Annotated in this window: 12 protein-coding genes; 10 read left to right on the forward strand and 2 right to left on the reverse strand. The window is 44.8% G+C overall.

Translation table 11 applies throughout. The features are described from left to right. Positions 1–12 precede the first annotated feature (12 nt). From L3C95_RS25985 to L3C95_RS25995, 3 genes are all read left to right on the forward strand, one after another. Positions 13–1,428: an alpha-L-fucosidase gene (locus tag L3C95_RS25985; RefSeq protein WP_236392287.1), complete on the forward strand. Its 1,416-nt coding sequence runs from the start codon at positions 13–15 to the stop codon at positions 1,426–1,428. Between the two features lie 394 nt (positions 1,429–1,822). Beyond that, on the forward strand, positions 1,823–3,628 hold the full coding sequence (locus L3C95_RS25990; protein WP_236392289.1) for a hypothetical protein: 1,806 nt from the start codon (positions 1,823–1,825) through the stop codon (positions 3,626–3,628). A gap of 216 nt (positions 3,629–3,844) precedes the next feature. Next, positions 3,845–4,357: an OmpH family outer membrane protein gene (locus L3C95_RS25995; protein WP_236392291.1), complete on the forward strand. Its 513-nt coding sequence runs from the start codon at positions 3,845–3,847 to the stop codon at positions 4,355–4,357. Between the two features lie 78 nt (positions 4,358–4,435). Here the strand turns inward: L3C95_RS25995 and L3C95_RS26000 are convergent, their stop codons facing one another. Then, on the reverse strand, positions 4,436–7,603 hold the full coding sequence (locus L3C95_RS26000; protein ID WP_236392292.1) for a TonB-dependent receptor: 3,168 nt from the start codon (positions 7,601–7,603) through the stop codon (positions 4,436–4,438). 78 nt (positions 7,604–7,681) lie between these two features. After that, the gene (locus tag L3C95_RS26005; RefSeq protein ID WP_236392295.1) at positions 7,682–8,386 is read right to left on the reverse strand and encodes a hypothetical protein; all 705 of its coding nucleotides are present in this window, start codon (positions 8,384–8,386) and stop codon (positions 7,682–7,684) included. Between the two features lie 469 nt (positions 8,387–8,855). On the opposite strand from L3C95_RS26005, the gene L3C95_RS26010 reads away from it, so the two are divergent. The 7 genes from L3C95_RS26010 to L3C95_RS26040 all read left to right on the forward strand — a co-directional run bounded on the left by L3C95_RS26010 (position 8,856) and on the right by L3C95_RS26040 (position 16,620). After that, positions 8,856–11,402 carry a histidine kinase dimerization/phosphoacceptor domain -containing protein gene (locus L3C95_RS26010; RefSeq protein WP_236392297.1) on the forward strand — a complete coding sequence of 849 codons (2,547 nt, stop codon included), beginning with the start codon at positions 8,856–8,858 and terminating at the stop codon, positions 11,400–11,402. A 13-nt stretch (positions 11,403–11,415) separates the two neighbouring features. Next, complete coding sequence (locus L3C95_RS26015) at positions 11,416–13,377, forward strand: sigma 54-interacting response regulator (RefSeq protein ID WP_236392299.1); 1,962 nt, start codon at positions 11,416–11,418, stop codon at positions 13,375–13,377. Positions 13,378–13,574: 197 nt separating this feature from the next. After that, entirely contained in the window at positions 13,575–13,796 is a 222-nt protein-coding gene (locus tag L3C95_RS26020; RefSeq protein WP_236392301.1) for a 2TM domain-containing protein, read from the forward strand. A 10-nt stretch (positions 13,797–13,806) separates the two neighbouring features. Continuing rightward, a complete protein-coding gene (locus L3C95_RS26025; RefSeq protein WP_236392302.1) occupies positions 13,807–14,388 on the forward strand; it encodes a cupin domain-containing protein in 582 nt (193 codons plus the stop codon). Positions 14,389–14,391: 3 nt separating this feature from the next. Further along, complete coding sequence (locus L3C95_RS26030) at positions 14,392–14,961, forward strand: carboxymuconolactone decarboxylase family protein (protein WP_236392304.1); 570 nt, start codon at positions 14,392–14,394, stop codon at positions 14,959–14,961. A 93-nt stretch (positions 14,962–15,054) separates the two neighbouring features. Then, the gene (locus tag L3C95_RS26035) at positions 15,055–15,867 is read left to right on the forward strand and encodes an alpha/beta fold hydrolase (protein ID WP_236392306.1); all 813 of its coding nucleotides are present in this window, start codon (positions 15,055–15,057) and stop codon (positions 15,865–15,867) included. 33 nt (positions 15,868–15,900) lie between these two features. After that, complete coding sequence (locus L3C95_RS26040; protein WP_236392307.1) at positions 15,901–16,620, forward strand: putative quinol monooxygenase; 720 nt, start codon at positions 15,901–15,903, stop codon at positions 16,618–16,620. Positions 16,621–16,627 lie beyond the last annotated feature (7 nt).

Here is a 16,627-nt window from a genome sequence, read left to right on the forward strand (position 1 = left end):
ACAGGTCTATACATGAGGAAATTATTGGTCATTTTCCCGCTGTTATTAGCAGGCATCATGCCGGGAAAATTCGCATCAGCACAGGAAAAAGAAGGGGTACATGAAATGTCGAAAGACTACCAGGCTCCAAAAGATCCTTTAGTGATCAGAAAACTCTCCAAATGGCAGGACCAGCGTTTCGGGCTGTTCATGCACTGGGGCACCTATACCCTCTGGGGAGAGGTGGAAAGCTGGAGTATCTGCCCTGTTGACTGGGTGGTAAGGAAAGGTCCTTACAGCGATGATTATAACACCTACAGAAGCGCATACGAACATCTGCAGTACGATTTTAATCCGGTAGATTTCAACCCTGAGAAATGGGAGAAAGCCGCCAAAGCTGCCGGTATGCGTTATGTGGTTTTCACGACCAAACACCATGACGGATTCTGCATGTTCGATACGAAAGAAACCGATTATAAGATTACCAGTCCGAATACCCCTTTCTCAAAGAATCCGCGCAGCAATGTGACCAAAGAGATCTTTGACGCGTTCAGGAAGGACAGTTTTATGATCGGTGCTTATTTCTCCAAACCTGACTGGCATAGCCAGGATTTCTGGTGGAAATATTATCCGCCTAAAGACGAACACGTCAACTATGATATTAAGAAGTTCCCTGAACGCTGGCAGCGGTTCAATAACTTCACCTACAATCAGATTCAGGAACTGATGACCGGTTATGGTCCTATCGATATCCTCTGGCTGGATGGTGGCTGGGTAAGACCAGATGGCAAACAAAGCATCGATATGCCAGGTATTGCCAAAATGGCCCGCAGTCATCAGCCAGGACTGATCATCGTGGACAGAACTGTTCCCGGTGAATTTGAGAACTATACCACACCGGAACAATCCATTCCCGACAAGCCACTGCCTTATCCATGGGAAACCTGTATGACAATGGGTTATTCCTGGAGTTACAGTCCGCGGGACACCTACAAGCCTTCCCGTGAGCTGGTATCCCTGCTGGTGAAGATCGTGTCAAGAGGGGGGAACTTCCTCCTGAATATCGGTCCCAGCGACAAAGGAGACTGGGCGCCGGAAGCGTATAAACGCCTGGAAGATATGGGCAGGTGGATGGACATCAACGGAGAAGGCATCCATGGTTCAAGACCAGTAGCGCCTTATTCAGATAAGAATATTTACTTCACACAGTCGAAAGACCAGCATTCCCTGTATGCCTATTATCTTTCTGACAGCGATGATGTAAAACTGCCGGCGGAAGTCACCTTTGCCGTACAGGATATCAAAAAGATCAGTCGTGTGACATTGTTAGGTACCAAAGCAAAACTGCAATGGGCTTTGAAGGATGGTCAATTGACTATTAAGATACCGAAGAGTATTCAGGAGAAAAGTGGCTTAAAATACAGTGCGGCATTTAAGATCAGCGCATAGGTAATAACTATCTTATAGTCGGGGCGTATCACACATGTGGTACGCCTTTTTTTATTGCGGCAGATGGAGGAGGTCCGGGTAGCAGAAAGCCGGGAACGAAGGTGTAAATTGCTGCTGAGTAGACGGTATCCACCAATGTAACAGTTTGAATGCAAAAACTTAAAGAAGCAATAAAAAAAATTATTGATCCTTTAATGTAATATGTCCTATATTTATTCCAATTACGACAACTCAAAAGAATACATCTTTCCCACTTCCTGAAAACGCATAACCCAAAGTACAGGTAACATCACCACCCTGTTTGATCTATACTATCCTGTAGTATAATTAGCCGTGGCTGTTGCTTCATCCGATTTCCTGCATACAACTCACGTTAAAAAAACACACAAGCAACATGAAAAAAAACGTAATTGTCGGTATTACCCTCATGGCAGCCGTAACCCTCATATGGCTGGGCGCCTGTAACAGCAGTAACAGTAACAAAACCACGGAGAGCGCCGTTGGGAATGCGCCTTATTCCAGCATTCAGCTACCTCAGGATGCCATGGCCACCTGCACGGTGTCAAAAGACACATTTAATACCTGGTTTCAAAGCGGTACAGCGACGGAAAACGGCGCGGTAACACCTGCTAACAGCGTCACATTCGGCCATCAGAACAACTGTGATTTCTATCAGTGGTCAGAACGCATGTTCCTCTGGATCACATCCTCTTCAGAGCAGTATGGAGGCACCGTGATGGCTTCTCCCGTATTTTTCAATGTAGTAGATGATCCGGCCGGCGGACTACAAATGGAAAGACATGCAGCAGGCATCATTCCTACGGCCACCAGCAACCTGGATAAGAACGGCCCCAACAGACTGCCCATTGTAAGAGACAAAAAAGGCCGTCTGTTTGAAGTAATGTTCCATAAAGCAGGCGAAAAAATCACCCTAAAAAACAAAGCCGGTAAACTGATAGAATTAGGCAATATAGAAAAAGCTGCCCACACACCAGCGCTGCTGAAAGACAAAGCCGGCAACAAGATTGAGCAGGCATCGATCGTTACCAGATTGATCCATCCGGAAAAAGTACTCCACGTATTTCCCACCCCTGCAGGCAATGTGCTCCTGGATATTAACGGCAATGAAGTGGATGCAGAAGTTACCCAGGCTACACGCAATGCATTGATCGCCCAAAATAATTCACTGGTGTATTATATTACTATGGTGAACGATATGTACGCCTATTACCTGACTGCCATCAATGATCCGAATTTTAAGAATGACAGCATCTCCAGCCAACAGTTTCCAACTACTGCGGCAGAAAGGACCTGTATCGTCAACTATGCAATCAGCCGTGGATATCCTGTCCCTACAGATTCAAATGCCCTGACCATGGAACTGAAAACCTCCTGGGTAATAGCGGACAGCCTGGCGAATCCGCAGGACTACTTCCTGATGGATGCCATGATCCCAACCTATTCTGCCGTGTCTGATACACTCTGGAAAGCCGCTGGACAGCAAAAGGCGAAGCTGGCGCTGGTCGGTATACATATTGTCGGCAGTGTAGCGGGACATCCTGAAATGATATGGGCTACATTCGAGCACCAGAGCAATACACCGAATGCAGCATATCAGTATATCAACACCAATGGCCAGGTTAAAACGGTTGCGGCAGATACCGGTTCCTGGCTATTTAACAGCAACGCGTCGGATACGCCTTACAATGTAAACTATATAAATTATGACACCACCAATCAATCCCTGACGGCAGCAAGTCCCGGTCATGGCATAGGCCCCAGCAATACACAGCGCATGTTCCCATTTGGCGCTGCTATTGACTCAATACCTAACCAGCAGGACACCAGTGCCTCGGCTTCCAATACTGAACTTATCGCTATTAACAACGCGATCAGGGGGATGATACCGGGTAATGACCTCAGGAAAAACTATGTGTTCGTTGGCGCTATATGGACATCTGGAGGTTCTGCGCCAAATGGTGGCGTCTATAATCCAAGAGATTCCATTTCAGGACTGGCTATTGGAACAAGCCTGTTAGCCAACAGTACAATGGAGACGTACTTCCAGTCTACCAGCCACACATGCTTTACCTGCCACAGTCATAATTCATTACAGCCCGGCGCATTAAGTCACGTATTCAGTAAAATAAAACCGCTGAATGCCATGCTCGATAAGATCGGCAAGGACCAGAAAAAATAGCGTTTTAGTCATTATGAAGAAAGGCGTCGCATTACGCCTTTCTTCATAATTCCCCCACTGCCTGATATTGCTTTCCCCCTCTCCTATTTCCCTCAATCAGGCAATTAACCGCATACTACAGTATACAGGAGCCTGCTTAACTTTCCTTTATCGTTCCCTTAACTTTTTATTACAATATCATTGTACAACTTACGGCATCAATTAAATCAACTATTTATGCTAAATAACTGTACAATCGCATTGTTTTTATCAGCCTTTGCCACCTTTTTTACTACACGCAGTCACGCTCAGACAAAGATCGCCTACATCAATATGCAGCAGCTGGTAACCAGTATGCCAGAGGCAAAACGCGCATATGACACACTGCAGGTGTATCAGGATGAACTGTCGAAAGACGGACAGGCACTTGTCAACGAATTTCAGCAAATGGCGGCAAAGTTCCAGGCAGATGAACCGACCTTAAAACCAGATATGAAAGAGATCAGGATGAAACAACTGGAAACGGCCAAAAACAATATAGAAGAGTACAGGGCGCGCATGGAACAGAAGCTCACTGCCCGTGAACAGGAGCTGACAGCCCCCATCCTTGCCAGAGCTAAAAAGGCAGTATCTGACCTGGCAACAGAAAAAGGGATTGTCTGTGTGCTGGATAGCTCTAAAGATATTGTTGTAACTGCCACCTGTGAGGACTTGCTTTCAGCAGCCAAACAGAAGCTGGGTATCAAATAGTTTTTTTGTCTGTGTTAGTTATAAAGAAAGGGCCGCTTCATTTCTGAAGCAGCCCTTCATATTGTAAAGGTGTATCAATCAGAACCCGTATCTGATACCGATCTGTATCTGCCATGGATTACCGGAAGGTACTACAACGCCGGTATTCACGTTAACGTTATACTTATAAGTTGAAGTAGCCCTGTCAAAACCACCCAGTGAATAGATGTTCTGCTTACCCAGTGTTTTGATGGCGCCCCATTCCTTGTTCAGCATGTTGGCCACATTAAAGAAATCGCCTGACAGCTCGATATACTGCGTCTTATAGGTTTTGATCTTTGTACCTATTCTCAGGTCCCAGATGCCATAAAAGCCATTTACACCGCCATTCCTTTCAGCAATCTTACCACTGCTCTTCCTGATGTAATCTTTCACGCTTTCTGATGCCAGAGGATTGTCGAGAATTCCCTGAATACCTTTACGGATCTTTTCGGGAACGCTCTGGTCTTTCACATCGAAGATGTAAGCGAGGTCGTTAGAGGCAACGAAATCGCCATTCACGTTACCACCTACGGCGAGAGAGTAGCGTGTACCACCTATACCGGAGTAGCGGATGCCCACATTAATGCCCCAGAAAGTAGGCAGCGTTCCATAGAACACTACTTTATGACGGAACTGGTTGTCGGAATAAGACATGGTACGCAGGTCGCGGGGATCATCTTTTACCATCAGGGACAATGTTGCTGTATTCGCCACATCACCGTTGTAAGAGGTATTGTCTTTGGAATCATTCCAGGTATAACTGAAAGATACTTCACCATCTTTCCAGTAGCGGTAAGTACCGTCTATCACGAAGGCGAACTGGTTCACCCTACCCTCACTGTTCAGTTCCAGCACACGGCCTACGCGGTTGCTCTTACGTCCCTTCATCCAGTCGGTAGCACCATTACTTACAGTGATCGTGCTATCCGGCACATATACACCACGGTTGCCTTCATTAGCCAGGCGGAAGAACGGTTGGTCCACCATGTTACGATCAACATACATATAATTGTGACGTGCCAGGGTCACAAAACCGGTAATCCCCATCTTAAAGCGATCTGTAAAGAAGTGGTTGTAGGAAATATTCGCTTTGTATACTACAGGGATCCGCGCGTTTTTACCATTCATGTTGATAGTACCCTGACGGGCCAGGCCCAGTTGATCGAACAGTTCCTTGCCAGGTGCCGAGGATGGGTTCTTACGATACTCCACGAAATTAGGAGCAGGAACGCTGGCGCCCTGCACATCTACAGTAAGTACCTTTGTACCGTCAAACAGCATATTGTTGATCATCGCGTAGTTATTGATATCAGAGCCGAAAATAGCTGCTCCGAAGCGCAGATAATCCTTATGTTTCTCATTGATATCCCAGTTGAACTGAAGGCGTGGTTGCACCTGGAACGTCTTCAGCGAGTTGTCGGTACGCAGGCCAAGGTCCTGGTATACTGTTTCGTTGAAGTTAGGTTTGTTCAGGTAGGTAGTGTAATCAGCCCGGATACCCGCAATCATTTCAAAGCCGGGGAACAGCTTTGTCTGCATTTGTGCATACAACGCGCTGCTGATAATATTCTGTTTCACACTCGGATCGTCTGCCAACGCTACCTCACGCGCATAACGGTAAGGTTTCATGTTGTTGAAATTATCCATACCTGTAAAATAGAAGCGTCCGTTCATTTCACTCCCGTACAATGAGTTCATATGACTGTACTGGAGGTCAACACCAAATGTATAGTTCGCCTTATTTGTGCTGAAATATACGTTGTCAACCAGCTGCACGACATGGTTATAGAAATGTTCAGGAGAATAACGCTGTCCGCCGAACTGGATAGACGTATACACCGTGTCAGTACCCACTACAGATTGCACGCGTTCAACAATACCACGAGGTATATTCTTACCGGGCAGCTGAGCGCCGGGTGTGCTCTCTTCAAATGTATACAGGTGCTGTACTTTCAGCTCGTTGGTCAGGCGTGGGTTCAGCACTGTACGCAAGGTAGCCAGGATACTGTTATTAACCGCCTTGGCGTCTGCATATACTTCATACAGGTTGATGGCGGTATTATCATCGCGTCCCAGCGGAGCACGGTCGCTGATATAGTTGTCACGCAATGTCAGCAAGCTCTTCTCGCTCAGCTGCAGGTCAATACGTGCGAACACGGCATCAGTACCTCTCTTCTTATCGAATGATCCGAACTGCGGTGCATTGGCTACACCATACTTACCACGTGCAATTGTCAGGAAATTATCCAGCGTCGACCTGGTAACACTCAGACGTTTCTCATCAGCAGGCGACTGAATATCGGCCAGCAGCAGCGGACGGGCATCAGCCTGATGGTCCCAGGCCACGAAGAAATGCGCCTTATCTTTGATAATTGGTCCTCCTAAGGAGAAACCATATTGTTTTGTAGAGAAGTCATTCACTCTTTTCGCTCCGCGGATGTCGTAATCACTTGACAAAACATCTCCCCTGTAATACAGGAACGCGCTACCGGAGAAGGTGTTGGTACCTGCTTTTGTTACTGTACTGATAGTACCGCCACCGCTACGGCCGAAAGTAACATCATACTGGTTAGTTACCACTTTGAACTCCCTGATCGCTTCCATAGACAGCGCGTATGGTCCGCCGATACGGGTATTCGTTCCACTACTGGAAGTCGGGTTTTTAGCGGTAGTACCATCGATGGTAATATTAGTAGAAGATCCCAGCTGACCAGCCAGGTTACTGCCATTGCTCAAAGGAGACAGATCTATCAGTGAAGAGAAGTTACGGCCATTCACCGGCAGTCGCGCAATATCTCGGGCTGTCACGGTCGTAGCGGCTCCGAAGTTCTCCGTTTTGTTCTTGAGCCCACTACCGCTTACAATGATCTCATTCATGCTGACAGTGGAAGATCTCATCTCGACATTCACCCTTACAAGGTCGCCCTGGTTGAGGGAATAACCTGTACGCTTCTGTTCACTATATCCAACAAAAGATACCGTGATGGTGTATGGTCCGCCGAGAGGTAATTCCTTCAGCGAGAATTCGCCTTTGGCATTAGTGACGGTTCGGGTACTAAAGCCGGTAGATTCATTCCTTACAAGCACAGACGCCCCGGGAATGAGCTGTTTGGTTTCATCAGTGACAACGCCGGTAATGGAGGCCTGGGTTGTCTGAGCGGATAGTTGTGAATGGGCAAAACAACACAACAATAGCATTAGAATGCCAGTACATATAGGTTTCATAAGCGCGAAAATAAAATTGGGCCCAAATCAATGCAATATGGTTTCAGTATGTTAACATAGAATTCATATACGCCATCATCACTTTCGTGTCCATTCCTCATGGATAGGATCACCTTTGGAGCTTTTACCGCTGTGATCCCATTTGTCGCCGTTTACGCTGCCTTTAAAGGAGAGAGACGCGCCGACTCTGCTGTTATCTCTTGAAAAGAATTCTATGTTCTCTGTATAGACACCGTCTTTGAAAGTGTAGCTTCCGCCGCCCGTACCAAAGAACTCGCCTGTCTTCGTATTCATGGCGATCCATTGGAATTTGGTGTTGGTAAGTATCTTGATCGTTTTTCTATCGCCCGGTTTCATCGTGTTCATTGCCCCATTGACCTCTCTGCCGGTTATCTGCCATACACCGGCCATTTCGCTGTTGCCGTAGTCTATCCTCGTCCAGGCTATCTTCTGGCCACTCATTACAGTTTCCAGCTGATCCCCTTTAAAGTCAGCATTAGCTTCCAGCTGTTTCCCCACCTGTGATGGGTCCGCTGAACAGAACTCGATCGTAGTGATGCCAATGTTATTCGATGATACTGCCCAGGTGCCTCCCATTGTGGATTTAAAACCGGCGGTGTCATAAACTGTGATACTGTAATAGAAAGGAGTCACCAGCATCAGGAAAGTGGTAGGACCAGACCTGGATTGCCACGCCCCGATCACTTCTGATTGGGCCTTTGATTGGGCGATGGTTACGAACGTGAATAACAGTGCAAAGAGGAGTTTGGTAAGTGTTTTCATAATTGGTGGATTTATGAGTATAAATATACGGTTTAAGACGGGGGGATGTACCCGGGCTTCTTATCAAGTTAGTAAAAAGCCACTCCTATCGAATCTCAAATCTACTCAGTAAGATACTCAGTATATCACTCCTAAAAAGAGTAACTCACCATAATATACGTGATGTGGAGGGAATGGTACGCCACATTGACATTGGCAGGCCTTCTGCTAATACTTTACAAGCTATGGATGCAAGGTAGAATTCGGACAGGGCCCCAGACCGTAACGCTATAATGCCTGAGACCTAAGGATAATATGCTTAAAAGATCATCATTTGTGCTAATTTAGTATTGGTCCTTTTCAAAATTGCAACCAATCAATCATAAAATCACCACACAACTGACCTGCAACATCGGAGGAAAAGTACCCGGAGATCACAGCGAACGGCGTAATACATTAATGAACAATTAAATAAGTTGTTGATTACCAAATGTCACCCAACAATAAAGCGTTATTCTATATACTTGCCGCCATCTTTATTCTGGCGCTTTTCCCGTTTTTATCATTTCCCCAGTTAAAAGATAACGTTCATTCACAATTGGTATCACAACTTCGGACAAGCAAAGCGGATACAAATCGTGTATCTCTTTTCTTAAAGCTTGGTCGATATTATATGCTGAGGGAGTATTATTTGTATAAAACCGGTAATCCCAGAACACAGCTGGACAGTGCCTCCTACTTCGCAGAGGAAGCCCTGCATCTGAGTCACGGTTTAAAGTATGAAAATGGCAGGAACGAGTCGATGTTAATAAAAGGAGATGCCTTTATCAGAAAAAATGAAATACGATCAGCTATTAACCTGTTGGGTAGTGTGAATGAACCAACCCGCTTTCGTTTACTGATAATATTGGCCCGGCACTACCTTTTTCATACAGACAGAACCCAACGAGACCTGGATAGTTCGCTACTTTTTTTGGAGCAAGCCAATAAAATTGCAGTAGTTCATCTGACTGAAAAACTGCAAGCCGAGCGTATACATGTCAAAGCGATGCATTCCTTTATTACCGAAGGCTTGCAGCAAAGCAAAAAGCTATACCAGGAGACGATCGAGAAGATAAGCAAACCTGGTAATGAGGAAATGGAGGCCCTTCTGTGGCACGAACTTGCAACGCTGATTCCGTTACGTGAGAAGACTGGAATAACCAGGATTTACTGCTTTGAAAAGATGTATTCACTTTATAAAAAAAGCGGTAATCAGGAAAGACAAGCATGGGTATTAAAGACAATTGCCGATATACATCTGGTGGATGGGGAGTCGGATCTTGCAGAAACAGAATTGCTACAAGTACTTGAACTGTACAAAGCGATCGGCTACCGGGATCTGCACTACATTTATGATCTGCTGGCAGTAACCTGCCGCTACAAAGGCGATTATAATAAGTGTACTTTCTATGGGTTAAAGGCAATCGAAAGTATGGAGGCTACACATGATTCTATCTCGGCCCTTACTTTCTACAGTCGCCTTGCAAATATGTACCGGGAATCGGGCCAGCCAGACAAAAGTGTTGAGTGGTATTCCAAAGCGCTCAGAGGCCGGGTATTCAACGGTGATAACAACGCTTATATATTCAGGGATGCGTTCTTTTTTGCAAGAGAGCTTATAAAAATAAACAGAACAAAGGAAGCGCTGGAGTATATTCTTGATATCAACGCAAAAAACAAACCCGTCGGCGTTCATGCACAAGCATGCCTGCTCAGTTCATTAGCACTTTGTTACAATGCGGTAAAACAAGCACGACAGGCCGAAAAATATTACGTTAAATTAATACAACTGTCCGATCAGTTGCAGAAAGACAATGAAATTACGACCGATATCCATTACGAAATCGGGCATTATTTCATCAGGAAGCTGCAATATGAAAAGGCTGCAGTCTATTTGCAAAAGGCGCTGAATACTGCCGGAGCTAATAATTCGCCTCCTGTAGCCAGGGATATTTATCTGCTGTTATTTAAGGCTGATTCCGGCATGAGGAACTATCCTGCTGCCGTGCAACATTTACTAAGGCACAAAACATTGAACGATTCCCTCTCCAATGAAACCCAAAGCTGGCAAATGGAAGAGTTAAGGGTGCAGTATGAAACTGCAAAAAAGGAAAAAGATATTGAATCACTAAATAAACAAAACCAATTACAGCGCCTTGGCGTAGAGCAAGCCAACCGAACAAAGAACATTACCCTGGCATGTGTAGCATTATTAGTGATCATTGTAGTATTATTATTCAATCGTTACCTTCTTAAACATAGAAGTAATCGTAAGCTGGAGGTACATCAAAAAGAATTAGATCAAAAAAACACTTTTTTAGAAACCCTGAATACAAAACAGGATATATTATTGAAAGAAAAAGAGTGGCTCATCAAAGAGATCCATCATCGCGTAAAGAACAATCTTCAAATGGTGACCAGTCTCCTAAATTCGCAATCTGCCTATCTCAATGATGACGCAGCAGTGCTGGCGATAAAAAATAGCTTGCGGCGGATGCAGGCCATGTCACTTATTCATCAAAAGCTTTATTTATCCGGAAATATTTCCACTATCAGCATGCCTGAATACATCAGGGACCTGCTGAGTTACTTACATGACAGCTTTGATACCGGCAACCGGATTGTTCTTCAACAAACCATTGAACCTATTGATCTTGAGGTATCACAGGCAATTCCGCTTGGATTGATCATCAATGAATGTACCGTGAATGCCATTAAGTATGCGTTTCCCGACGATCGGGAAGGAATTGTCTGTATCAATCTGCAGCACGTCGACGATGATTACATATTGCTCAATATTTCAGATAATGGCATCGGCCTGCCGACGGGTTTTAATCTGACGGGACATAATTCTTTGGGATTTGATCTGGTACGGGGGCTTGCCAGGCAATTAAACGGGCATGTTAATATTGTAAGTGATAACGGGCTAAGTGTAATAATCAGGTTTGTAGTAATGAGTAAACCAATTTCGGAAGAACCATTTGTTAATTCTTAAGCAACAAGTTTCAATGAATAAAAAATTGCTTATAGTAGAAGATGAATTTGTAGTGGCTAATGACCTGCGATTAATCTTAACACGGGCCGGGTACAATGTCATAGGAATTGCCGTGTCAGTCGAAGAAGCTGAGGAGTATTTGCAAAAGCAAACACCAGACCTGGTGATCCTGGATATCCGGTTAAACGGAAAACAGTCCGGAATTACCCTTGCAAAGAAGCTAAGGAACGAAAACACCGCATTCATTTATGTGTCTGCCAACTCGAACCAAAAAATACTGGAAGAAGCAAAGACAACCGAGCCTTACGGTTTTCTGGTTAAACCATTCAGGGAAAAAGATCTGCTGATCACCTTAGATATTGCATGGTATCGTCACACACATAGCCTTGAGTCAAAATTGAGGCAGGAAGAGTGTTTGTACAAACTTCTGAGCGAAATAAGTAATGAGGATGCTGATATTCAGTTCAAATTATTGAAATTGGCCAGGGCTATTCAATCTTTTATACCGTTCGATTTTATGGCAACCGGCGTAAGACCACTCAGTGCTGAACGTTTTACTGATATTGGTTATTTACGCGTTGGTTTTGATGAATACCAGCATATTGGTGAAAAAGAACTGATCACCATGACAGGTTTAGGTAAAGGGGCTTTTAATGCTGTTATTGAAAACAGCCCTGCCGACAGCGAGGGGTACATTTATAGCAGCGGAGTACCAAACGATAATTCCCGGAACAATTCCCTGCAAAGAACATTGTTAAATGGTTTGCGAATGCAAACATATCTGGTATTTCCGGTTTCGCCCGGCTATGGATTATCGGTCCATTATTCCTTTTATAGCCGGCAGCCTGCTATCTACAGTAAAACTCATCTTACCTTTCTGAACCGCTTGAAATCATGGCTGGCAGATCTGGCGGAAAAAATCATCTATTATGAGACGTCATCACCTGCAGCGAATTACCGGCCCATGTCTCGGGACAGAAAACAAAACGAAGCGGAGTTCTATTCCGGGTTCAGGAACATTGTCGGGAATCATCATCTTTTGTTATCTGCATTAGATCTTGCAACACAGGTGGCGCCTTACAACACATCCGTTCTGATATTAGGCGAGAGCGGCACGGGCAAGGAAAAAGTAGCTCAATCCATTCATGAGCTTTCACCCAGGAAAAAGGGACCATTTATTAAGGTGAATTGCGCAGCTATTCCTGAAACACTGGTAGAATCTGAGTTGTTCGGTCATGAAAAAGGTGCATTTACAGGTGCCATCGAAAAAAGAAAGGGGAAGTTCGAGCAAGCTGAAGGTGGAACTATCTTTTTAGACGAAATCGGAGAACTGCCACTCGTCGTGCAAACGAAATTACTACGTGTGTTACAGGAAAGGGAGATCGAATACGTTGGCGGCAATTCCCCTGTAAAGGTTAATGTTCGCATTGTTGCTGCCACTAACCGTAACCTTGAAAAAGAAGTGGCCGAAGGAAGGTTCAGGCTTGACCTATATTACCGGCTGAACGTTTTTCCTATCACCCTGCCACCATTGCGTGAACGTAAAACGGATATAGCAGCATTAGCATTATTCTTCGGCAATAAATTTTGCACGGCATTCAATAAACCCTTTAATGGGATTTCAGACGCAATGATCGAAAAAATATGCGCATACAACTGGCCTGGAAATATTCGGGAGCTTGAGAATGTTGTAGAACAATCGGTTGTTCTTAATGATGGCAGATCGAAATTGCAATTAATGCGAGACCTTTCATCGGCACCTTTTAATGCTGATGAAAAAGCCGGGATTAATACATTTGATGGACTAAAGCATATTCAGCAGGAAACTGAAAGAGAATATATTACCTCAATCCTCAAAAAGACAAAAGGCCGTATACGTGGGGCCAACGGAGCCGCAGAATTATTGAATATAAAACCCACTACCCTCGAATCAAAAATGACGAGGCTGAATATCAGAAGACAGGATTTCAATTAATTAAGTCCGATTTTTCGGAGTTTGATTACTTAAACTCCGAAAAATCGGAGCGCCATGCCTGTATTTTTTCCCCTTCTCAATTATGGACAAATTAGTATTGATCTTACTGTCAATTCATTACAACATTTCTTTCTCCAGCATACAATCGTTGTAACGGAATGGCATACAAATAGCAAACATAGGGCAAAACTATTTGTATGACATACCCAAATCAATGGAGCGCCGCTTCCATCAACCCTAAGAAGGGTTTCAGAATTCACCTCCTCGTATTCCTGCTTGCCATTCCTGTGATGTGGATCGTATGGTACTTCACAGACAGAACGTATCCATGGCCGTTGTGGTCCACGATCGCATGGGGTATCGGTGTTTTATTCCATTACCTGGGAGTATTTGTTTTCAAAAAATCAACGAGCAATTAAAGTCCGCCCTATGAACCAGCAACAGAAAACATTCAGACGTATTATAACGGGCCATGATACAGATGGTACAGCCATTATTGTTTCCGATGCACCACCCACGCACACCCAACTTGTAGGCGGGCCGGGCGGACCGACCTTTTTTGAAGTATGGCATACACTGGAAACCCCAGCTTTAATCCACGCACAACCGGGGGAGCCTGATGAAAAGGGGCTGACATTGCCGCCTCCTAAAAACGGTACGCGCATACGGGTGATTGAATTCCCTCCGGAAGGTGACGAAATACGAAAACTTACCGGCGCCGATGCAGCAGCAAAATTCAAATCAATGGGCGATGAAAATGCCTCCACCTCAGGTGAAACAGCCCCTCATCCACTGATGCACCGTACAAAAACGGTTGATTACGGAATTGTGCTGGAAGGAGAAATAACATTGGTGCTTGATCAGGAGGAGACGGTCATTCAGGCTGGTGATATCATTATTCAAAATGGTACCAACCATGCGTGGGCCAACCGCTCGGGCAAGATCTGCCGTATGGTGTTTATATTGATCGATGGTGAATTTACGGCTGAAATTGCGCACCCTAAAAACTAAATCATGCGTCTACAACCATTACCACCGGATACACTTAGTAGCGAAGCCCGTTCAGTACATGATGAGATCGCGAATCTCGTTGGCCGAAGTCAAAGCCAGGTAAAAATGACGGATACGCAAGGTGCATTACTTGGCCCATTCCCAGCCATGTTACACTATCCGAAGTTCGGCATTCCGGCGTTGAGTTTTCTAAAAACGCTCGACATGCATGCAACGCTTGACAAGAGTGTTCGCGAGGTAGCTATATTAACCGTCGGGGCATCTTTTGGCGCACGCTTCGAAATATATGCACACGAGATCATGGCCGAAGCATTTGGGCTTTCGGCCGATGTTGTCGCTTCGCTTGCCGCCGGCAATCATCCCCATGGTTTAAATGAACAGCAAGCTATCGCCCACAATATTGCGCGTGTGCTGGTCTCCGGACATGTTGTACCCGATTCCACTTACAAAAGGGCTGTTCAGCTGCTTGGGCAGGACGCTGTGGCAGAGCTTTTCTTTCTCATTGGAGGTTATTGTCTTATAGCAATTATTTTAAATGGATTTGATATTCCTGCACCTGAATTAGTAAGCTGACTAATAAGTAATCTCAGACAAGGCAAAACCTGAGACGTCTGAAACAGGAAGGCCAGGCATTTGCAAGTATTGTAGCAAAATCAAACAACTTAAATGAAAAAAGCCATTATATCACTGCTTTCTACTGTTGCGATTATCGCAACAGTAGCCTCATGCGCTAATCATAAAAAAGAACCCGCCACTACTCCCAAAGTTTATGTACTGGTACATGGCGCATGGCAGGCTTCCTACGTTTGGGATTCTGTGCGGGCCGATCTTGTTGAAAGTGGCAACAAAGTGATCGTAGTGAAACTGCCAGGTCACGGTTCCGACACAACCGCTCCACATCTGTTGAGCCTTAATGTATACAGAGACAGCGTGATCAATGCTATTTCAGCAACTGACAACAATGTAATTCTCGTAGGACATAGCATGGGTGGTATGGTGATCACGAGTGTGGCGGAAAAAATCCCTCATAAGATCAGCAAACTGGTTTACATAGGAGCATTTCTACCCACAACAGGACAGGCGCTTACCGATCTTGCCTATTCGGATCCCGGCTCTAAATTGGGGCCATTGCTGAGACCTTCAGCCGATCAATTGACGCTTGACGTAAAACCCGACAGTCTCACATATCTATTTATCAACGATGGTTCCCCCGCTAGTAAAGAACTTGTGCTGACCAACTATCGCGCAGAGCCGGCCATTCCATTCGCCAACAAGGTTACGCTGACAAGTGAAGGTTTCGGCTCGGTAGATAAAATATATATCAAGACACTGCAGGATATAGTGATCTCACCAGCGTTGCAGGATCGTATGATAGCTGCGGCGGGTATAAAAACAGTGTATACTGTGAACACAAGTCACTCCCCCTTCCTGGCAGAACCGCATACAGTTTCAGCGTTGCTACTTAAAGCCGGACAATAGCGGATTTGTACCATCAAATCAATACAGTTTACAATGACAAGAAATTTAATTTTCGCAATGTGTGTTATGCTGAGCAGCATTTATGTAAAAGCGCAAAAAACAGATGGAATGGAGGACGTGGTTGTATTAACGCAGTTTGATGTGAAAAAAGACCACGGGAAAAAGTTCCGTGAGTTAATTCGTAAGTACGTGAAACATGCTGTTCGCAATAAAGATAATATTATGGCAGAGGCCTACTATGAAAAGGAAAGCCCGTCTATAATGTGGATCATTGAAAGATGGAACAGTAAGCTTGTGTTTGAGAAAATGAGAAATGGGATAAGGTATAAACAGATCAGAATATCATCTGAAAAGAAACTGGCACAGCCTGCCAAAACGATCTATGCAAAAGACTTGGAACCGCTTTCAAAACAGGCATGGCGAAGGGAACCAATGATGGATGATACCCCTATCACTATTATGCTATTTGTGGATGGTAAGGCCGGTACTGAAGGCCAGTTCAGAGAGGTGTATCATACTGCAATGCCACAATTCAGAAGTGAACCAGGTGTTATCAATTACCAGCTCTCACAGCTTGAGGAAGACAGCACGCAGTTTGTAACTTATGAAAAATTCAGGAATGAAGATGCCTTCCAGTATCACCTGAATTTTCCTCCCATACTACCGGTGATTGACTATCTGAACACCAGTATTAAAAAACAACCTTTCCAGACCGGACTTCACAAACTGATAAGATTTGCCCCATTTCAGTAAAGAAAGA

Source organism: Chitinophaga filiformis (assembly GCF_021646545.1).
GTDB lineage: Bacteria > Bacteroidota > Bacteroidia > Chitinophagales > Chitinophagaceae > Chitinophaga > Chitinophaga filiformis_A.